General features: G+C 63.5%; 16 protein-coding genes. 8 read left to right on the plus strand and 8 right to left on the minus strand.

What is annotated here, in order from left to right; translation table 11 throughout:
• Positions 1–44: 44 nt before the first annotated feature.
• Genes ABMA32_RS23055 through ABMA32_RS23065 form a run of 3 tightly spaced genes read left to right on the plus strand, consistent with a single transcriptional unit; the run spans position 45 to position 4,916 of the window.
• The gene (locus ABMA32_RS23055; RefSeq protein WP_349016096.1) at positions 45–1,031 is read left to right on the plus strand and encodes an HlyD family secretion protein; all 987 of its coding nucleotides are present in this window, start codon (positions 45–47) and stop codon (positions 1,029–1,031) included.
• Entirely contained in the window at positions 1,021–3,786 is a 2,766-nt protein-coding gene (gene rbbA, locus ABMA32_RS23060; protein ID WP_349016097.1) for a ribosome-associated ATPase/putative transporter RbbA, read from the plus strand. The genes ABMA32_RS23055 and rbbA overlap by 11 nt, the downstream gene beginning before the upstream one ends.
• 2 nt (positions 3,787–3,788) lie before the next feature.
• The gene (locus tag ABMA32_RS23065; RefSeq protein WP_349016098.1) at positions 3,789–4,916 is read left to right on the plus strand and encodes an ABC transporter permease; all 1,128 of its coding nucleotides are present in this window, start codon (positions 3,789–3,791) and stop codon (positions 4,914–4,916) included.
• Between the two features lie 57 nt (positions 4,917–4,973).
• On the opposite strand, the gene ABMA32_RS23070 is transcribed toward ABMA32_RS23065, so the two are convergent.
• From ABMA32_RS23070 to arcC, 4 genes are all read right to left on the minus strand, one after another.
• The gene (locus tag ABMA32_RS23070) at positions 4,974–6,212 is read right to left on the minus strand and encodes an MFS transporter (RefSeq protein WP_349016099.1); all 1,239 of its coding nucleotides are present in this window, start codon (positions 6,210–6,212) and stop codon (positions 4,974–4,976) included.
• A gap of 329 nt (positions 6,213–6,541) precedes the next feature.
• Positions 6,542–8,320: a DUF3141 domain-containing protein gene (locus tag ABMA32_RS23075; RefSeq protein WP_349016100.1), complete on the minus strand. Its 1,779-nt coding sequence runs from the start codon at positions 8,318–8,320 to the stop codon at positions 6,542–6,544.
• A gap of 190 nt (positions 8,321–8,510) precedes the next feature.
• The gene (locus ABMA32_RS23080) at positions 8,511–10,463 is read right to left on the minus strand and encodes a heavy metal translocating P-type ATPase (protein ID WP_349016101.1); all 1,953 of its coding nucleotides are present in this window, start codon (positions 10,461–10,463) and stop codon (positions 8,511–8,513) included.
• A 370-nt stretch (positions 10,464–10,833) separates the two neighbouring features.
• Positions 10,834–11,745 carry a carbamate kinase gene (arcC, locus tag ABMA32_RS23085; protein ID WP_349016102.1) on the minus strand — a complete coding sequence of 304 codons (912 nt, stop codon included), beginning with the start codon at positions 11,743–11,745 and terminating at the stop codon, positions 10,834–10,836.
• A gap of 251 nt (positions 11,746–11,996) precedes the next feature.
• Between arcC and copM the strand changes: the two genes are divergently transcribed.
• The 3 genes from copM to ABMA32_RS23100 all read left to right on the plus strand — a co-directional run bounded on the left by copM (position 11,997) and on the right by ABMA32_RS23100 (position 14,007).
• Complete coding sequence (copM, locus tag ABMA32_RS23090; protein ID WP_349016103.1) at positions 11,997–12,647, plus strand: CopM family metallochaperone; 651 nt, start codon at positions 11,997–11,999, stop codon at positions 12,645–12,647.
• A 52-nt stretch (positions 12,648–12,699) separates the two neighbouring features.
• The gene (locus tag ABMA32_RS23095) at positions 12,700–13,191 is read left to right on the plus strand and encodes a hypothetical protein (protein WP_349016104.1); all 492 of its coding nucleotides are present in this window, start codon (positions 12,700–12,702) and stop codon (positions 13,189–13,191) included.
• Between the two features lie 138 nt (positions 13,192–13,329).
• Positions 13,330–14,007 carry an NrsF family protein gene (locus ABMA32_RS23100; RefSeq protein ID WP_349016105.1) on the plus strand — a complete coding sequence of 226 codons (678 nt, stop codon included), beginning with the start codon at positions 13,330–13,332 and terminating at the stop codon, positions 14,005–14,007.
• Between the two features lie 74 nt (positions 14,008–14,081).
• Here ABMA32_RS23100 and ABMA32_RS23105 read toward each other — a convergent pair whose 3' ends face one another.
• The 4 genes from ABMA32_RS23105 to ABMA32_RS23120 form a co-directional block, all read right to left on the minus strand.
• Positions 14,082–15,356, minus strand: coding sequence for a cyclopropane fatty acid synthase (locus ABMA32_RS23105; RefSeq protein WP_349016106.1), 1,275 nt, complete (start codon positions 15,354–15,356; stop codon positions 14,082–14,084).
• Between the two features lie 139 nt (positions 15,357–15,495).
• Complete coding sequence (locus tag ABMA32_RS23110; RefSeq protein ID WP_349016107.1) at positions 15,496–16,152, minus strand: methyltransferase family protein; 657 nt, start codon at positions 16,150–16,152, stop codon at positions 15,496–15,498.
• Between the two features lie 21 nt (positions 16,153–16,173).
• Positions 16,174–16,440, minus strand: coding sequence for a DUF2933 domain-containing protein (locus tag ABMA32_RS23115; protein WP_425475579.1), 267 nt, complete (start codon positions 16,438–16,440; stop codon positions 16,174–16,176).
• A 206-nt stretch (positions 16,441–16,646) separates the two neighbouring features.
• On the minus strand, positions 16,647–17,120 hold the full coding sequence (locus ABMA32_RS23120) for a hypothetical protein (protein ID WP_349016108.1): 474 nt from the start codon (positions 17,118–17,120) through the stop codon (positions 16,647–16,649).
• Positions 17,121–17,420: 300 nt separating this feature from the next.
• Here ABMA32_RS23120 and ABMA32_RS23125 point away from each other — a divergent pair, with 300 nt between their 5' ends.
• Together ABMA32_RS23125 and ABMA32_RS23130 are read left to right on the plus strand one after the other, a co-directional pair.
• Positions 17,421–17,765: a hypothetical protein gene (locus tag ABMA32_RS23125; protein WP_349016109.1), complete on the plus strand. Its 345-nt coding sequence runs from the start codon at positions 17,421–17,423 to the stop codon at positions 17,763–17,765.
• Between the two features lie 267 nt (positions 17,766–18,032).
• Positions 18,033–18,851 (plus strand): Crp/Fnr family transcriptional regulator, encoded by an 819-nt coding sequence (locus tag ABMA32_RS23130; protein WP_349016110.1) that lies wholly within the window; start codon positions 18,033–18,035, stop codon positions 18,849–18,851.
• The last annotated feature ends 154 nt before the right edge of the window (positions 18,852–19,005 follow it).

The raw sequence follows: 19,005 nt of genomic DNA on the forward strand, positions 1-19,005 counted from the left end.
GATTGGCCTGCTCGACGGGCGTTCGCTGTTCATAGGAATCTAAGGTGCGCAGATCATCCGCTGTCGTCGTTGTCGTGTTGGTCGCCACCGCTGCGGCTGGGGCCTATGTCTACTGGCTCGGAACGCAAAACCGCGTACCCGAAGGGTTGGCGCGTGTGAACGGGAGGATCGAGGTCGAGCGCGTCGACATCACCAGCAAATACGCCGGCCGCCTGGGCGAGGTGATGGTGAACGAGGGGGCGGACGTGAGGAAGGGCGATGTGCTCGCCCGGCTTGATACGAGCGAGATCCAGGCGCAATTGACTGCCGCGCGAGCCGCTGTCCATCGCAGCCACCAAAGCGTGGCCAGCGCGGAGGCGAGCGTCGCGCTGCGAGAGGCCGAACTCAATCTCGCGCAAATCGAGCTCCGGCGCGTCGTCGATCTTATGCGGACCAATACCTCGACGCAGGCCGAACTCGATCGGCGGACCGCACAACGCGACATCTCACAGGCCTCGCTGCAGACGGCGAAAGCTGCCGTCGAGGACGCCAAAGCGTCGGTCGACGTCGCCGAGGCGCAGGTGAGCCAAATCGAAGCCGCCATCGCCGACATGACCTTGAAGGCCCCGGTATCCGGCCGGGTCGAGTACCGTCTGGCCCGGACCGGGGAGGTTGTCGGCGCCGGAGGGCGCGTCTTGACGGTCTTCGACCTCTCGGATGCCCACATGACGATCTATCTGCCGACGGCGTCGGCTGGGCGTGTGGCGATCGGTTCGCAGGCGCGCCTCGTGCTGGATGGCCCGGGTGGCTATGTCCTGCCGGCGACCGTGTCGTTCGTTTCCGCCGACGCGCAGTTCACGCCGAAATTCGTCGAGACGGCGAATGAACGCGAGAAGCTGATGTATCGCGTCAAGCTGCATCTCGACCCAGCCCTAGTCGCGTCCGAGCGGGGATATGTGAAGGCGGGCATGACCGGCAATGCCTATGTCCAGGTGACGGGCGGCGCGAGCTGGCCGGCCGAGCTGGCGCCGAGACTGCCCGATGGCGATTGAAATCGCAGCAACCGTCAGCCTGTCGGGGGTCCATCACGCTTACGGGAAGGTGATCGCGCTTCGCGATCTCGCGCTCTCGATACCCCCAGGCTGCAAGCTTGCAATTGTCGGTCCCGACGGCGTGGGCAAGTCGACGCTGCTCGGGCTGATCGCCGGCGTGCGGCGGATCCAGCGCGGCTCGGTGAGCGTGCTGGAGGGCGACATGGCGTTGGCCTCGCATCGCAATGAGTCCGCGCCTCGGATCGCCTATATGCCGCAGGGCCTCGGACGCAACCTCTATCCGACCCTTTCGGTGATCGAGAACATCGACTTTTTCGCGCGGCTCTACGGCCAGCCGGAGGAACGCCGGCGCCGGCGCATCGATCAGCTCATGCGGGTCACCGGGCTTTTTCCCTTTGCCGACCGGCCGGCGGGAAAATTGTCCGGCGGGATGAAGCAGAAGCTTGGATTGTGCTGCGCGCTGGTGCATGACCCCGATCTTCTCATCCTCGACGAGCCGACGACGGGGATCGACCCGCTGTCACGCCGCCAATTCTGGACGCTGATCGCCCGCATTCAGGCCGAGCGACCGATCATGACCGTGATCGTGGCGACAGCCTACATGGAAGAGGCCGGCGCGTTCGATCGCATCGTCGCCATGGATGATGGCACGATCATCGCCGACGGCAGCCGGGCGGAGCTTCTCGCCCGTACCGGCTCCAAGACCCTCGAGCAGGCCTATATCGAGCTTCAGCGCCCGGAACGGCGCGGCGACCGCGCGGCACCCTCGGTGCCACGGCTTGTGCCGGATGGCGGGCCACCGGCCATCGTGGCCGAAGGCCTGACGATGCGCTTCGGCGATTTCACCGCGGTCGACCATGTCAGCTTCCGGATCGAACGGGGCGAGATCTTCGGCTTTCTCGGCTCGAATGGCTGCGGCAAGACGACCACGATGAAGATGCTGACCGGGCTGCTCCCGGCGACGGACGGCCATGCCGAGCTCCTGGGAAAGCCGGTCGATGCGCGCGATATTTCGACCAGAACGCGGATCGGCTACGTCTCGCAATCCTTCTCGCTTTACGAAGAACTCTCCGTGCGCGGCAATCTCGCGCTGCACGGGCGGCTGTGTGGCATCGGTGGCCAGCTCCTTGGCGAGCGCGTCGAGGAAGCTCTGGCGCGTTTCGATCTCAACGTTGTCGCCGAGACGCTGCCGGATGCTTTGCCGTTGGGCATGCGCCAGCGGCTTCAGCTGGCGGCGGCATGCCTGCATCGTCCGGACGTCCTCATCCTGGACGAGCCGACCTCGGGCGTCGATCCGGCGGCCCGTGACCGCTTCTGGAGTCTTCTCGTCGAGATGTCGCGCCGCGACGGGGTGACGATCTTCATCTCGACGCATTTCATGAACGAGGCCGAACGCTGCGACCGCGTCTCTCTGATGCATGCCGGCCGGGTGCTCGCCGTCGGTGCGCCGCACGAGCTCCAGACCGCGCGGGGCGCTGCGAGCTTAGAAGACGCTTTCGTCGCCTATCTGGAGGACGCCGCCGCGACGGGACCCGACGCAGCGACCGACAGCGAAGAAGCCCGTGCCGTCGAGGCGGCGGCGTCCTCTCTCGAGAACGATCCGATTGCGCCGCCGCGCCCGCGCTTGGCGTCGGTGAAGCGGATCTGGACCTTCGCACGGCGCGAGACGCTGGAGCTCAGCCGGGACCGCATCCGCTTGGCCTTCGCGCTCATCGGTCCGCTCTTACTCATGGCTGCGTTCGGCTACGGGATTTCCTTCGATATTGAAGGCCTGCGTTATGCGGCGCTCGACCGCGACCAATCGTTGGAGAGCCGGGCATTCCTCGATCAGTTCGCGAACTCACGATACTTCATCGAACAGGAACGCCTCAACGACGAGACCGAGATCGACCGGCGCTTGCGCGCCGGCGCACTGAAATTCGCCATCGATATCCCGCCCGGCTTCGGCCGCGATCTGCTGCAAGGCCACCGCCCGGACGTCGGCTTCTGGCTCGACGGCGGCAACACCTTCCCGGCCGAAACTGCGCGCGCCTATATCCTGGGGACGCTTCAGACCTATGCCGACGAACTCGCACGCACCTCACATGGCGCAGACGGAGCGCCACCCGAGACGCTGCGGGTCGAACCGCGCTTTCGCTACAACCAGGATTTCCGCAGCGTCTTCGCGATCACGCCCGGATCGTTCATGCTGCTGCTGATCATCTTTCCGGCCATGCTGACAGCTCTCGGCGTCGTCCGGGAAAAGGAGATGGGCTCGATCGCGAACGTCTACGCATCGCCGGCGACGGTGGGCGAATATCTGCTCGGCAAGCAGCTTCCCTATGTCGCGATCGGGATCTTGAGCTATTTCAGCCTGCTGATTTTTGCCGGTGGCGTGCTTGGCGTCGTGCCGAAGGGCTCGCTGCTGGCGCTTTCGCTCGCGGCCCTCGTCTATGTCTATGCCGCGACGGCCTTTGGCCTTCTCGTCTCGGCTTTCGTCTCGACCCAGGTCGCCGCGATCTTCGGCACCGCCATTCTGACGGCGATGACCGCAGCCCATTATTCCGGATTCCTGATTCCGGCTTCCTCGCTGGAAGGCCCGGGCCGCATCATGGGGCTGTCGTTTCCCGCACTCTGGTTTCAGACGATCAGCCTCGGGGTGTTCGCCAAGGGGCTCGACACGCCGGCCTTCACCCGCGAGCTCCTCGTGCTGACCGGCTTCGCCTTGGGCTTCCTGCTGCTCGCTCGGCTGTTGATCCGCAAGCAGGGGGCCTGAAGATGCGGCGCTGGATCGCAAACGCCTTCCGTCTCGGCGTCAAGGAATTCGCCAGTCTGTCGCGCGACGTCGTGATGGTGGTGCTCATCGGCTACGTCTTCACCTTCGCTGTCTATTCCGAAGCGACAGCGATGCGAACCGACGTCAACGATGCCAAGGTGGCCGTCATCGACGGGGATCGCTCGACCCTCTCGGGCCGGATCAAGGACGCGCTGCGGCCACCCTATTTTCGCCCTCCGGTCGAAATCGACCGCTCGAGCCTCGACGGCTTGATGGACAAGGGCGCCTTCACCTTCATCGTCGACATCCCGCACGGGCTCGAAGCCGACTTCCTGGCCGGTCGCAACCCGGCGATCCAGGTCAATGTCGATGCGACCAGCATCTCGCAGGCCGGCGTCGGCACGGCCTACATCCAGCAGATCGTCGCGCAGGAGACGACCAGCTTCCTCAAGCAGGCCCCCGCCGAGGCGCTCGCTCCGGTCAATGCCGTAATCCGCGCCATGTTCAATCCGAATCTCGAAGCAATCAGCTTCACCGCGAGCATGGGCGTCATCAACAATGTCACCATTCTCGCAATCATTCTGGTCGGGGCCGCGGTGATGCGCGAGAGAGAGCATGGCACGATCGAGCATCTTCTCGTCATGCCGGTCAGCGCCAGCGAGATCATCGCCGGGAAGGTCTGGGCGAACGGGCTGGTCATCCTTCTGGCAGCCGCGTTCTCCCTTCATGTCGTGGTCGAGGTCGTCCTGCGCACACCGATCGTCGGCTCGATCGAACTGTTTCTCGCCGGAACGGCCATCTACCTCTTCGCTGTGACGTCGCTCGGCATCCTGCTCGCCACGGTCGCGAACTCGATGCCGCAATTTGCACTGCTCTCGATCCCAGTCTTCGTCCTGATGTTTCTGCTGTCCGGCTCGTTCACGCCGTTCGAGAGCATGCCGCAGGCCCTTCAGGCTATTATGGACCTCTCGCCGTCGACGCACTTCGTGCGTTTCGCGCAAGCAGTCCTCTACCGCGGTGCAGGCCTCGCGGTGGTCTGGCGCGATCTCTTGATCATGGCCGGGCTGGGCGCGGCCTTCGTTACGGTTGCGCTCTACCGATTCAAGGCTATGCTCGCGCGCCAGTCGTAGGAGCCGCGTTCATGGGCGTGGAGAGGCTTGAGCAGTCGTACTCATCCTCTCCCCTTGCTACGTGCTCGCGGGCCTTTCCGGCATCAGGAGCCGGGGCAGGCGGATACTGGCCAGCAGCGTTCCCAGGACAAGCAGCGCGGCGAGGACGAAACTGGCGTCGGGCAAGACCGGCAAATCGAACAGCGCGCCGCCGGCGACCGATCCAAGGGCCTGACCAAGGCTTGCTGCGGCGGTCATGCGTCCGAGTTGCGCGCCCTCGCTGGTCACGATCCCGAGCGACGCCCAGTATGTGGCAATGGGCGAGAGCATGCCGGCGCTTGCTGCCACCAGCGCGACGGCGATCGACATCAGGACCGAGGTGTTGACGAGCGATACGACAACGAGCCCGACCGATAGGGTCGCCAGTCCAGGCGCGATGAACCAGCGGGTGAGCTCGGGTTTGATAAGGGGCGAGAACACAAGGGCCTGGACGACGGCCATGACAAGGCTGCATTCGGCGAACATGATGCCGATATGCGCGGCGTCGAGTCCAAGAACCTTGCCGCGCAGTGCCAATCCGACCTCGAAGACGCCGATTGCCAGCGCCGTGACCAGCGCGATCGCCAGCAGCCGTAGCATTGCGCGCCGCTCGATCTGTGCCGCGTCGGCCGGGGCGTTGACGCTATCGCGCCGTGCTCCAGCGGGCAGCAGGAGAACCACCAGCACGGCTGCGATGACCGCCAGGCCCGTCGCCGTGAGCAATGGCGTCGCTAGCGATCGGTCGGGAGAGAGCGCCCAGAGCTTGCCGGCGACACGCACCGCCAGGCCGCCGAGCAATGGCCCGATGAAGAAGCCGGCGGTCCCGGCGATATTGATCAGCGCGAAGCGATGGGCGCGCCATTCTTTTGACGGTGCATGATCGCCGATGAGGGCATAGGCGACCGGGGTAATGGCGGCAGCGAAAAGTCCGGCGAGAAACCGACCGAGATAGAGGAGCGGAAGGCTTCCGGTGATGGCAAAGGATCCGGTGGTCGCAGCAAAACCGAGAAGGCCCAGCAGGATGATCGGTTTGCGACCCCAGCGGTCGGAAATATGTCCCCAGACTGGAGCGCCGACGAAGATAGCGATGATGTAGGCCCCTGTCAGAAGTCCCGTATGCCATGACAAGGCCTGAGACGTGGCCTTGCCGGCGATCTGCTCGATCAGGAACGGCAGGATCGGCAAGGCGACACCATAGCCGACCGTGATCGCGAACATCGCGACGAGGACCGCCGACAGCGCGCTCCAGGTTAGCCGCGGCGGCTCAGCCACGGCCATGCTGAACTATCGAAACTGGCAAGGCCGTACCAATCGCGGTCGAGGAGGATGCGGTCTGGCGAATGCGCTGGAACGTCAGCGCTGATCGTGACCCGGACAGCGAACGTCGAGGGGGTCGCATCGTCATCATCGTCCATCCTCGCTCGCCCAAACCCGCGTATCACGTGAAAGAGCTAAGCGGTGATCCCGCTTGAATCTTTAATCCGCATCAAGTTTTTCGCGGATGTCGCAACGGAACAGGATCCGGATCAAGCGAAGGGCCGCGTGCATCAGCGTGCGGTGCGAGCGGCCTCCGGTCGGATTCTCAAGACGATGTCGTCGGCGACACGCTAATAGCTGTACAATCGGCGGAACAGCTGCTCCTCGGCGCTGTCTCGCGCTTCGCGGGCGATTTCGATCGCTTCTTCCACCTGCTTGCTGAATGCGCGCTCAGCGGCGCGCATGGGATGGTCGGGGGAAACCGGCATGCGCGTCGTGCGGACCTCGTTCGCGAGCCTCGCTATGACGTGCATCCACGGTGAGAACTTCTCAGACAGCAGGTAACGGCTGGTTCGCATCGGGTGAAGCCATCGGAGCGCCTCGGCCGACCATGGGGTGGCCATGGCTTGCACCCACGGGCTGACGAAATTGCCATAGAGCGTCTCGTTGACCTGCGACAATTGCCGAACGCGTTCGAAGGCTTTGCGCGGATTGTTGAAGGCCAGGTCTTCAACGCGCCGTTCTTCGAAGGCGACGCTGTACTGCGGCTTGCGACAGTCGGGATCATTGGTCGGGTTGGAAATCTTCATTTCGTAGAGGCCAGGTTCGAGGCTGGCGACCTCGTCGAGGCTGTCGAGGATGGCGCGGTGCTCAAAACGCGCGACCGACGCCGACACGAAGATGCCGAGATGGCCGATGTGAGGATCGGTCAGGTAAACGATCCGCTGCGCTGCTTCCTTCAACGCACTGGTGGTCTTGTAGACCGCTTTGAGCCAGGCCAAGGCTTGATGGGGCGGCGTGATGTTGTCCCCATACGAGGCAAAGATGATCAGCGGGCTCTTGAGGCTGCGCAGATCGATCCTCACCTCATCACCAAGGTCGAGCGTGCCCTGCTCGAGTTCGTTGCCGATGAAGAGATGATCGACAATCTCGACCATCTCCTCCCGGCTGAAGCTGTACCAGGCGTTCCACCAGCGCTCGAATTCAAGGAAGCGCTCCTCCTCGTGATCGACATCGAGGTAGAGATTTGCGTATTTGTCCCAGATCGCCGCCTCGGGTTTCAACGTTTCGAAGTTCTGGACGAGCCACGCGCCGTCGAAGTGGCCGTCGCCGATATCGCCAACGAAGTGCGTGAGCCAGCTTCCACCGAGCAGGCCGCCGGCGAGCCGCATCGGATTCGCACCGGACTCTCCGGCCCAATAGGAGAGGGGAGAGCCATTGAGCACGATGGGCCCCACATTCGCCCGGCAATGGATCGCAACCAGCATGGCGGCCCAGCCAGCCTGGCAATTGCCGTAGAGCACCGGCCTCTTGCCGGGGTGTCTCGCGATGACCTCGTCGACGAAGCGATGCAGCGCGTGCAGGACGTCGACGAGGCTTTGATGCGGGCTCGGTGCCGGAAAGAAACTCACGAAGTAAAGCGGGAAGCCTTCATGCAAAGCGATGCCAATTTCCGAGTCGCGCTTGAAGCCGCCGATGCCGGGCCCGTGCCCGGCGCGGGGGTCCATGATGATGACGGGGGGCTTGGCGTCGTCGACGCACACATCCGCGTGCTCTGTTCCAGCGGTCGTGATCCGAAGCAGCGCATAATTCGCGGGGCGCTCGAACCGCCTCGCATCGAGCAGCATTTCGTACTGGAAGGTGAGCACCGGCGGCATGCCGGCTTCCTCATGCTCCAGCATGGTGTTGGCCCGCTTTCTCAGCACGTCCCAGAACAGGACGGAGCGCTGCCAGGCGTCGATCGGATAAGCCCATATCCCTGCGGGGTCGAACAGCGTGCTCGCTGCTTGGCTGGACGGCGCCGGATCGCGCATGTCGGCGCGCGGGGAAGGCAACGCGGGATGCGCCTCCATTGCCGCGGGGGCCGTTGAACCAGTCTGTTCGCGTTCCGCAGGGCTGGTAACCGGCATTGAAGGCTCCTTTGAGGCAGGCGGGCTGAACTCGCACCCGATCCCGCCCGGTACGGGCGGCCGCGTCCTTGACCGACGTTAAAGACGATCCGGTTGGGCGCCGAAGCGCCGGCCCGTCACGCGGCGCGCGCTCTGCTCGGCGATCGCCCGACATCCGGGGCCAACGGGCGCCGGGATCTGTTGGCGTTCCTCAACCGTGTCTGCGGTAGAAGCGCAGGAACTGTGCATTGATGGCGACGATGATGGTGCTCGCCGACATGAACACTGCTGCGACCGCCGGCGTCATCAGGAAGCCTGTTCCGAAGGTGATGCCGGCGGCCATGGGGATGGCGATGGTGTTGTAGCCGGTCGCCCAGATGAGGTTCTGGACCATCTTGCGATAGGTGGCGCGCGAAAGACCGAGGATCGCCGCGACGTCGCGCGGATCGCTCTTGACGAGGACGACGTCCGCCGATTCCACGGCGACGTCCGTGCCGGCGCCAATGGCGACACCGAGGTCCGCCTGGACGAGCGCCGGCGCATCGTTGACGCCGTCCCCGACCATCGCCACGGAGAGGCCGCGATCCTGGAGTTCCTTGATCTTATCGGATTTCTGATCGGGCAACACCTCGGCGAAATATTCCGAGATCCCGAGCTCCTTCGACACACTTTCGGCGACGCCCTTCGCGTCGCCCGTCAGCATAACCGCTCTGATCCCGAGCCGCGTCAGTTCGGCAATGGCCTCTTTCGATTCCGGGCGGATGATGTCGGCGAGGGCGAAAAGAGCGCGCGGTTCGCCGTTTCGTACCAGCGCCACCACCGTCTTGCCCTGCGCCTCGAGCTGCTTCAGCTTCTCGTGCGTGATGGGCTTGCCCTGCCGGCCAAGATGGCCGGGGCTGACGATGCGAATGTCCTGTCCGTCGACTTTTGCGACGATGCCTTCGCCGGTGATGTTGCTCACCTCGCTGGCTTTCGGAATGGTCAGGTTCCTGCGCTTGGCCTCGGCGACGATCCCGTGCGCGATCGGGTGCTCGGACTGGTTCTCGGCCGCGGCGGCAATGGCGAGTTCGCTGTTCTCGTCGCCACCTGCGAGCATCACGACGTCGCTGACGCCGAAGCGGCCTTCCGTAAGGGTGCCGGTCTTGTCCAGCACGACGGCGTCGAGATTGCGCGCCCGCTCGAACGCGGCGCGGTCGCGGATCAGAAGACCGTTGCTGGCGCTGAGCGATGTGCTGACGGCGACCACCAGCGGAACGGCGAGGCCGAGAGCATGCGGGCAAGCCACGACCATGACCGTGACCATGCGCTCGAGCGCGAATTCAAGAGGCGCTCCGAGCCAGAGCCACCAGACGAACAGCGTGCCGAAGCCGACGACGAGGGCAATGTAGGTCAGCCAGGCAGCGGCCCTGTTGGCGATGTCCTGCGTGCGCGAGCGGGTCGCCTGCGCCTTCTTCACGAGATCGATGACCTGCGCGAGATAGGTCGAATCGCCCGTCGCGGTCACTTTGATGGTGACCGCATTGGCGCCGTTGATGGCTCCACCGATGGCTGTCGCACCGACCGTCTTGGTAACCGGGCGCGATTCGCCTGTGAGCATCGCTTCGTTGAAGCCTGACGATCCCTCGACGATCTCGCCGTCGACCGGCACCTTGGCGCCTGGGCGGACGATCACGCGGTCGCCCGGCTTGAGATCGGTAATCGCCACCTCATGCGTCGTGCCGTCAGGGTCGATCCGGGTCGCGCTGTCGGGCAAGAGGCGAACGAGCTCTTCCAGAGCGCGCGATGCACCCATGACCGAGCGCATTTCCACCCAGTGACCGAGCAGCATGATTGCGATGAGAGTGACGAGCTCCCAGTAGAAGGCTTCTCCCGGGAAACCGAAGGTGACCGCTGCGGAGAAGAAATAGGCCGCCGAGATCGCCAGCGCGATGAGCGTCATCATCCCGGGCTGCCCCTTGCGCAGCTCGGAGAAGAAGCCGGTCAGGAACGGCCAGCCGCCGTAGAGATAGGCAATGGTCGACAGCGCGAAGAGGACCAGTCCGTCGCCTTTGAAGGACAGAATATCCGTGAGACCGAGCCAATCTCGGATCATCGGCGAGAGCACCAGCACCGGAGGCGTCAGGACTAAGGTGACCCAAAACCGGCGGCGGAAATCTGCGACCATGGCTCCGTGGTCGTGACCGGCGTGGTCCGAATGGCTGGACCCGGCTGCCGCAACGACCTTGGCGCCGACGTGACCGGCGTCGGACCCGGATGTGGAACCCGCGTGCTGGTGATGATCGTGGTGATCGTGATGGGAATGCGGTGAGCTCATTCGTCCTCGTCCGTCAGATGGTCCGGCCAGAGCTTCGCCATGGCGGGCAATAGGTTTCTCTGCCGCACTGAGCATAACTTGGAAGCGACACGTTCTGCTCACGAACCTCGCCGCCACACGCCCTGAAATCTTTAATCCAGATCAAGTTCAGCGCGTCCGTCACCTCAGCGCGACCATCGAAGCCTTTGGCCGGGTCTCGGAGGAGGAGAAGCGAAGCCATTTATCCGAGTTTAACGGTTGTCCCGGCGTTGCCTTCGAGGATCTTGCGGGCGTCTTCCAGCCGCCCGATGCCCGCGATCCGGCCGGGCGTCTCGGCGAACCGGCAGGCCGCCTCCACCTTGGGGCCCATGGAGCCGGGTGGGAAATGGTGGGCCGAAAGCTCATCGGGTCGTGCGCGTCGCACGGGACGTTGTTGAGGCGTGCCCCAGTCGAGATAGACGGCATCGACATCGGTCAGCATGAGAAACGCATCGGCGGCGAGGTCGGCGGCAAGCAGTCCGGCAGCACGATCCTTGTCGATGACGGCCTCGACGCCGTGAAGGTCGCCGGAGGCGTCGCGGACGACCGGAATGCCGCCGCCGCCGGCGCAGATCGTGACGACCTTGGCGGTGACCAGCATGCGGATGACCTCGATCTGGACGATCCGCTTCGGCAATGGGGAGGAGACAACGCGTCGCCAGCGGCCAGGCGCCTCTTCAACCATAGGCCAGCCATGCGCGGCGCGGACCAGTTCGGCCTCCTGTGCCTGATAAATCGGACCGATCGGCTTCACGGGTCGGCCGAACGCGGGATCGTCGCGTTCCACCTCGATGTGCGTGAGCAAGGTCGCCAGCCGGGTAGCCGGAGGAAGGGCGTTGGTGAGCTCCTGCTCGATCATGTAGCCGATCATGCCGATGCTTTCAGCGCTGATGACGTCGAGGGGGTAGGGTGGAACCTCCTTTAACGCGGTGGCTTGCAGGGCGAGCAATCCCACTTGCGGACCACTTCCATGAGCGACGACGATGTCGTGGTCCCTGGCGAGATCGGCGAGCGCCGCGGCGGCCTTTCGCACGTTGGCGCGCTGAGCGTCGGCACTTATGGGTTCTCCACGCTTCAGTAGCGCATTCCCTCCAAGTGCAACGACAATGCGCATTGTCAGCTCTCCAGGCGCCCACAGAGGAGCGGGAGCAAAGAAGCTGCTGTCGGGACGTAGAAAACGCCGTTCTGTGGGCCTTCAGTCGGTGAGACGGCACTCGTCACGCGCTCTTTCCCTATGTTCGTGGCCCAGTCACAAGGCATCAAATCACAGCGGCGCCGCGGTCGTCGGATGCCCGCTCGCCCTGACTCGGTTGGGGACCGCGAGCGTAGACTGCAACTCGCCTCGGTTGAGCGACAGGACTTCAAATGTCGAAGGCCGAAGCTGATCAATCCTTGATCGAGGTTAAGTTCAGCCACGGGGGTGCGTTCTACTGTGAATCGCACCGTGGAACCGAGGTCGCGGGCCACACCAGCGCTTTGTCGGCAAATGAGAGCCGACGCTCGCGCGACCGCGACAGCTCAACGGGAAGATATGATGAGGACCTGTTCATGCAGCTCAAGCTGAAAGCGATGCTGGCATTCGCGTTCCTGTTCGCGCCGACGCTCGCTCTTGCGCAGCATGACGCGCACCATGACAGTGATGCGGCAGCCCAGCCCTCTCCCCCCGCAGCAATGGTGTCACCGCAGCAATGCGCACCGATGATGGGGATGATGAAAGGCATGGTGGGCGAGCATATGTCGGCATGCCTCGCAGCGCTACCGCGGGCCTCGCAGGCCTACATGCGGGCGATGATGGGCATGCACATGCCGATGATGGAAGCGATGTCGGCGAAAGACCCGGACGTGGCTTTCGTAAAGGGAATGATCCCGCATCATCAGGCCGCGATCGACATGGCGCGGGCGGTTCTTCAGTTCGGATCCGACGAGGCGGCGAAAGCCATGGCGCAGCAGATCATGGTGAGCCAGCAAGCCGAAATCGATCGGATGCGCGAGTGGTTGCGGAAACGCGGCGAATAGGTCGAACTGTGGGTTCTGACGCCGCGCTTCAGGACCGTCGCGGGCTCGAGAAGTGGGCGTGATCGGAGCAGATCAGATGGTTGTGCGGGCGTGGCTGCGGCGTGCTGTTGTCGTCATCGCAATGATGTTCGCGATCGGCACGGCGGTCGCTGATGATGGCTATCGCCAAGCGGACGGGCTGGCGGTCTATCTTGGCCTCATGCCGGCGGCGGTCGTTCGAGGACATCCAACCGCTCACTCCGAGAGCACGATGCACGGCGGCGCCGGAACGGGGCCCCATCAGCAACATATCGTCGTGGCGGTGTTCGATGCGCAAACGGGCGCGCGCGTCGAGAATGCGCGCGTGTCCGCGACGATCGGCGGCCTCGGCCATGTCGGCCAACAAACCGTCGAGCTCGATCCCATGAAGATCGAGAACACCGTCACCTACGGGGGATTTGTCACTCTTGCGGGCAACGATCGCTACGAGATCGCCGTCGCAATCATCGTTCCGGGACGTTCGCGACCGGTGTCGGTGACTTTCTCCAGCGATCACGTGCAATAGACCGGCACAAGCGCGAGGCCTGCGGCGACATCGCCGCCATTCGGATTTGTGCGAACCGAGCTCGTCAAGAACGCCGGAGGTAACAAAGCGCCGCTTGTTTGCGAAAGATAGCAATGGGACCCCGGATGGAGGCCGACCATGGCATTGCGCCGACCACGAACGGAACGGTTAATCGAAAGGCTTGTCGCCGACCTGCGGCCTTGGCAGATCGAAAGGCGGATCCGCAGCCATCGGCTCTGGATGGCTGACATTCTCGCAATCGCCTTGCCCCCGTTCGCGCTTGCGCAGCCTTTTCGTGCCGATCTCGCCTCCCGATTGGCGGATGCAATGTTCGTCGCCTCCATGGCGACCTCCGCGATGATCTTTGTCACAGGTCTTCTGACGATGTTCATCCTGGGCACCCCAGGCCGATCGTGGCTCTGGCTTCTCGTGCCGCTGGTCGCCTTCGGGCTCTGGCTCGTCTCGGAGACTGCCAGCATTGCCGTCGACCTCTTCCGGGAGGGCTGGCGGGCCTGGGCCTTCGAGACCAGCCCGCAATGCCCGCTGATCATCGGCGCAGTCGGCGTGCCGGTTTTCTTCGCCCTCGTTGGCGTCAGCCGGGTCGGCCTCATTGTGTGGAGAGGGCCGACCATCGTGATCGCCGCTCTGTCGGCCTTTTCCCTGCCCGCAACCATGTTGAATCTGTTTCACAGCCTGGACACGGGAGCGATGGTGCTGCTGTGGCATCTCGGCTCGATCACTGTTTTCTCGATCACCGCCGCCTTTCTCCTCAGCCGTCGCATTCCGCGCGGTCTGTGCGACTGGCTCGGATTATGAGCGGCGGGTCGGCGGAAGAATGACCCTGTGATTGGCGAGCGCACGCGACCGACCTATTGCGGCGGCATGGCTTTTCAGCGGACCGCCGCGAAAGCCGCCTCGCCTATCCGCTCGCATTCCGGCTTGCTGATCATGACACCCTTCAAGCGCTGCTCTTCCCACTCGATATAGTCGCGCGTGAGCGGGACGGCGCTCTGCCGCCTCGCGATCTGTATCTGGAACACCATCATCCCTTGATAGCGGAAAGCAAGTTCGGAGACGCCGAGATAGTACTCCCACAAGCGGGCGAAGCGCTCATCAAAGAGGTCGACCGCCTCAGTGCGGCGGGCGAGAAATCGCTCGCGCCAGTGTCGGAGTGTTTCCGCATAATGCAGGCGGAGGATTTCAATGTCGGTGACGACGAGGCCCGCCCGCTCGATGGCCGGCAGCACCTCGGAAAGCGCCGGGATGTAACCGCCTGGGAAGATATATTTGGCAATCCAGGGATTGGTGTAGCCCGGTGGATCGGAGCGGCCGATCGAGTGCAACACAAGCACGCCATCCTCATCCAGAAGATCGCGGCATTTTCGGAAGAAGGCGTCATAGTGGTTCACGCCGACATGTTCGAACATGCCCACGGAGACGATCCGATCGAAGCGTTCGGTCACGTCCCTGTAGTCCTGCGACCGAAAGTCGAGACGCCCCGGATCTGAAGCAGCAGCGGCGCGGGCCTTGGCGAATTCGAGCTGCTCGGCCGAGAGCGTGATTCCGGTGACGCGGGCGTTGAAGGTGTCAGCGAGGTAGAGTGCCAAGCCTCCCCAGCCGCAGCCGATGTCGAGCACGCGCGCATTTTGATGGGCTCGCAGCTTTGCTGCGATATGGCGCTTCTTGGCCTGCTGCGCCTCTTCCAGGGACATGTCTGCATTTTCGAAGTAGGCGCAGCTATATTGCATGTCGCTGTCGAGGAAGAGTTTGTAAAGCTTCCCGCTGAGGTCATAGTGATGGGCAACGTTTCGCCTGGATCGCGTGCGGTCGTTTTTTTGCGCAAGCCGCCGAAGGACGAAGCGCAGCCCGGACAGCATCTTTGTCGCGATCCGCGGGGCGCCGGTGCGATCCTGGGACAAGAGCAACTCGAGCAGCTGCGTGATGGTGCCCTGCTCGACAATCAGGTCGCCGTCGACGAAGGCCTCGCCAAGGCGAAGTTCCGGATCGAGCAGGATCCGTCGCTGCGCCCTGGCAGAGCTGAACCGAATTGCAACCGCGAGCCCCCGGCCGTCACCGAATGTTCGGGCGATACCGTTCGCCGTCGTGATCGTCAGAGTCCCGGTTTTGATGTGACGACGAAGAGTTCTGAAAACAAGGGCATCCATGACCGCGCTTTCTCAGTCGATTTGACGCAAAACCCGACTAGATTGCGCGTGGGCGGGCAGCAGACTTTAACGTGGATTGAACAGACGCGGCGCTGAACTCACAAACGGACGGGTCGAACTATCGGTTCGACAATTGCGCTTATCCTCTGGCATCGGCGCGTTGCGCCGAGAGGCGCGGAATGAACGCCGGCACTTCCCGCATATAGCGCGCATAGGCGTCGCCAAATTCGGCGAGAGATTCGCGTTCTTCGTGCTTGGAAAGCCGCCAATACATGAACACCAGGATGGGGAACATCGCGAGCGTCAGCAGCGTCGGCCATTGCAGCAGGAAGCCAAACATCACCAGCACGAAGCCGACATATTGCGGATGCCGGATCCGCGCGTAGATGCCTGTCGTTGCCAGCTTGTGCTGCCGCTGCGCCTGATAAAGCGCGTTCCATCCGGCGGAGATCAGGATGAAGCCGCCGCCGATGAAGACAAAGCTGAGGATATGGAAGGGACCGAAGTGGGGATTAGCGCGCCAGCCGAACAGCTCTTCGAGCAGGTGGCCCGCGTCATGTGAGAACCAGTCGACGCCGGGATAGCGCGACTGTAGCCAGCCGGAGAGCAGATAGATCGTCAGGGGAAAGCCGTACATCTCGGTGAAGAGCGCGATGATGAAGGCGCTGAAGGCACCAAAGGAGCGCCAGTCCCGCGGCGTCGCCGGCTTGAAGAAGCTGAACGCGAAGAAAATGAAGACGATCGAGTTCAGAACAACCAGGGACCAGAGTCCGTAGGCTGGAATACTGTCGTGCATGGGGGCGCTCCGCTGAGATCATCAATGCTGGTGCGGGGATTGGCCAGGCGGCGATGTCGGTGAACTTTCGTTACCGCCGTGCCCGCCATGTTTGCCATGCATGAACACATGCAAGAGCGGGCAAGCAAGGATGAGAAGAAAGGGCAGCCAGCCCAGAAGATGTGCGCGATGTTCGGCGATCAGGTAAAAAGCGGCGATCGCCAGAAAGCCGTAAAGCGCAATGTTCGCCGCACTAAAACGGCTCGGCCGTTGTTGCTCATGGTTCATGTGGTCGGTGTGCGGTTCCATCACGGCCTCGCCGGGTTAGTGACCTTGCCAAATGACGATGGGCATAGTCCTTCCCGAGGAATCGAAGGGCCGCTGCCGTGAGCCGGTTTGGCAAATCGCGCGTCTGCTCACCTGCGAACGTTTGAGCGCCCGCGGCGAGCCAGTCTTTAATCTCGGTTAAAGTGCCGGCGACGCCGCGCCGCGGAAGCGGCGAGCCGCGGCCTGACCTAGTGCCTGTCAGTCCGTCGGGGCCGTCGCGGCCTCATGGCCGTGTTCGCCGGTGCGTATCGAAGGCCGCTCGCGCCGCGGGAAGGAGCGTCGGAGCCGAGCGGAGCGTCATCGCCCCGAAGCGAAGAGGCCGACGGCAGGGCGTTGAATTCGCGCACGAGGCTTGCCACCGACCGCGCGCACGAGCCAACGCGGATGTCGATGCCGGACGCAGCGAGGCGCTCACGCTCGGCAGTGCCGATAAAGCCGCAGACGAGCTTGGTGGCGCCACTCCCGAGGATGAGCTCACAGATGGCTTCGCTCGTCCGCTCACGGTTTGGCCGAAATTCCCGAACCGGCGAGAGCGGGTCGATCAGGAGCAGGCCATCACATTTGGCGAAGAACGGGCACAGGAGGGTTCTCTGCCGGCTGCGCGAGACGAGCAGCGCGACCCATCGCGTTCGTTCTGCCGGTGTCGGGTCTATCGTGGGCATTTCCGATCCGCAGGACACGTCCTTGAGCATTTAGAGATCATGGCCGGGTCATTTGCACTTTAATCTCGATCAAACATCGATCGAACAGCGACGACCGCCATGAAAGCGCATCGGACTTGAAGCGCGGGGCCGTTTTCGTGGTCGACAGGCTCGCATGATTGATCTGAATCAAGACGCATTGTCCTGCAATGTGATGGAGATTAGCGGTCGGCTTCTTTCAACGGCGCGGGAAGGGTATAGTTCATTCTGCGCGCGTGGTTGCGGCGCGGCCGCCAATGAAAAGCCTGTAGAGGCGAGCGTATGCTCAGGGTCCTGGCCTTGCTGATCTTCTGCACGATGTCCTTGCTGGCGCAAGGGGCGTCGGCGCAGGCTCATGCGGGTCATGCCAGCCAAGTCGGGGCGCAGAGCCACGCGAGCGTGGCGGAGGTCCGCGTTTCTACGCCAGGCGAGCGCGATTGTCCGCTCCACGACGGGCGCTGCTGCAAGAGCATGTGCGCCATGTGCTATCTGCCGATGCCGCCTCAGGACCAGGGCGTCCTGACCATTCGGCTTGAATCCTCCGCGTTGCTGCCTTCGCGCGAGGATCTCGCGAGGCTTGTGCTGCTCGGCGGAGATCCCCCCGTCCCGCGCCCTCGCCACCTCTAAGGGTTTCCGAGCCGGTCTGTACCCGCCCGTTTCGTCGCGGATATGGCTGAGTTCGGCTGCGCCCGACTGAGTGCCTTGGCGCGCGCCAATGGGCATCAGGGACATTTCCATCAAAGATTTTGTTCGGCTGCGTGAGCAGCTGCCGGAACGGGCTTCGTGCCCGGGAGGTGTAATGTGAGCTTGGATCGAGCGTCTTTAACAGAAAAGACAGCCCGGTCGCTCCGCCGCGACGATTGGGGAGCCGTCGAGCGCGAGCGGAATGGACTGGTGTTACGTGAATTGTCGTTGGCTGACGCGAGCCGCCGGAGCTGCGCGCGGGGCGATGAATTGATCCGGCACCGGGGGCGCCAGGACTCGCAGGACGGCGCGCCGGCAACCGCGCCGATCGGCGGAGCTTCGCTGGCTGAGCAGCATCGTCTGCTCCCCCGTTATCACACAGGCGATCGCAAGATCGAAGCCGGCCGCGACCTGTTCAGCATAGGCTGGACAGGTAAATCGGTTTTCAATCTGCTCGACGGCTGGGTGGCCGTTTACACGCTGTTGGAGGACGGACGGCGGCAAATCGTCCAGTTCGCGCTGCCGGGCGCGATCCTTGGCATCTTACCGTCGAGGCGGGGGCCCTCGACTGTCGGCGCGCAGGCGTTAACCGATGTCACCGTTTCCGTCATCCCGATGCCCGTGCTGACCGCCCATAGCCGCAGCGAACCTGAGATCTGCATGCGACTCGTGCGGTCGCTGGCGCGCGATTGCAGCCTCGCGTTCGACCATCTGACCAGCATCGGACGGCGTTCGGCGCGCGAGCGGGTTGCGCACCTGCTCCTCGAGCTGTTCACGCGCTACCGCGCGCAGTGGCCGGGCAATCACATCCAGGAGATGACGCTGCCGCTGACGCAGGAACAGATCGGCGATGCGACCGGGCTGACCTTCGTTCACGTCAACCGCGTCCTCAGCGCGATGCGCAAGGAGGGTATTGTTCAATTCCACTATCGTCGATTGCGAATATTGAACCCGGACCGACTGATCGAGGTCGCCGGCGTGGACCCTGAAACGGCGACGGGCTGGCTTGAGCGCCGGCCGTGGACGTAGGGTCGGTGCTCAACCGAGATTAAAGATGCCACGATTTGCCATCGGCTAGCTTCATCGATGGCGAAGCGGAAGCCCACGAGGCGAAATCAGCAGAAATGCCTCTGTCGTCATGTCCTTGAGCAGGAGCCATCGCAATGAGCACGACCTCTGTCGA

It is taken from the genome of Mesorhizobium quangtriensis, assembly GCF_040081925.1.
GTDB lineage: Bacteria > Pseudomonadota > Alphaproteobacteria > Rhizobiales > Rhizobiaceae > Mesorhizobium_K > Mesorhizobium_K quangtriensis.

Bases quoted from the DNA above. Each gene is read 5' to 3' on its own strand.
- rbbA (WP_349016097.1), top strand. From the start codon at position 1,021: ATGGCGATTGAAATCGCAGCAACCGTCAGCCTGTCGGGGGTCCATCAC.
- ABMA32_RS23065 (WP_349016098.1), top strand. From the start codon at position 3,789: ATGCGGCGCTGGATCGCAAACGCCTTCCGTCTCGGCGTCAAGGAATTC.
- ABMA32_RS23070 (WP_349016099.1), bottom strand. From the start codon at position 6,212: ATGGCCGTGGCTGAGCCGCCGCGGCTAACCTGGAGCGCGCTGTCGGCG.
- ABMA32_RS23075 (WP_349016100.1), bottom strand. From the start codon at position 8,320: ATGCCGGTTACCAGCCCTGCGGAACGCGAACAGACTGGTTCAACGGCC.
- ABMA32_RS23080 (WP_349016101.1), bottom strand. From the start codon at position 10,463: ATGGTCGCAGATTTCCGCCGCCGGTTTTGGGTCACCTTAGTCCTGACG.
- arcC (WP_349016102.1), bottom strand. From the start codon at position 11,745: ATGCGCATTGTCGTTGCACTTGGAGGGAATGCGCTACTGAAGCGTGGA.
- copM (WP_349016103.1), top strand. From the start codon at position 11,997: ATGTCGAAGGCCGAAGCTGATCAATCCTTGATCGAGGTTAAGTTCAGC.
- ABMA32_RS23100 (WP_349016105.1), top strand. From the start codon at position 13,330: ATGGCATTGCGCCGACCACGAACGGAACGGTTAATCGAAAGGCTTGTC.
- ABMA32_RS23105 (WP_349016106.1), bottom strand. From the start codon at position 15,356: ATGGATGCCCTTGTTTTCAGAACTCTTCGTCGTCACATCAAAACCGGG.
- ABMA32_RS23110 (WP_349016107.1), bottom strand. From the start codon at position 16,152: ATGCACGACAGTATTCCAGCCTACGGACTCTGGTCCCTGGTTGTTCTG.
- ABMA32_RS23115 (WP_425475579.1), bottom strand. From the start codon at position 16,440: ATGGAACCGCACACCGACCACATGAACCATGAGCAACAACGGCCGAGC.
- ABMA32_RS23120 (WP_349016108.1), bottom strand. From the start codon at position 17,120: ATGCCCACGATAGACCCGACACCGGCAGAACGAACGCGATGGGTCGCG.
- ABMA32_RS23125 (WP_349016109.1), top strand. From the start codon at position 17,421: ATGCTCAGGGTCCTGGCCTTGCTGATCTTCTGCACGATGTCCTTGCTG.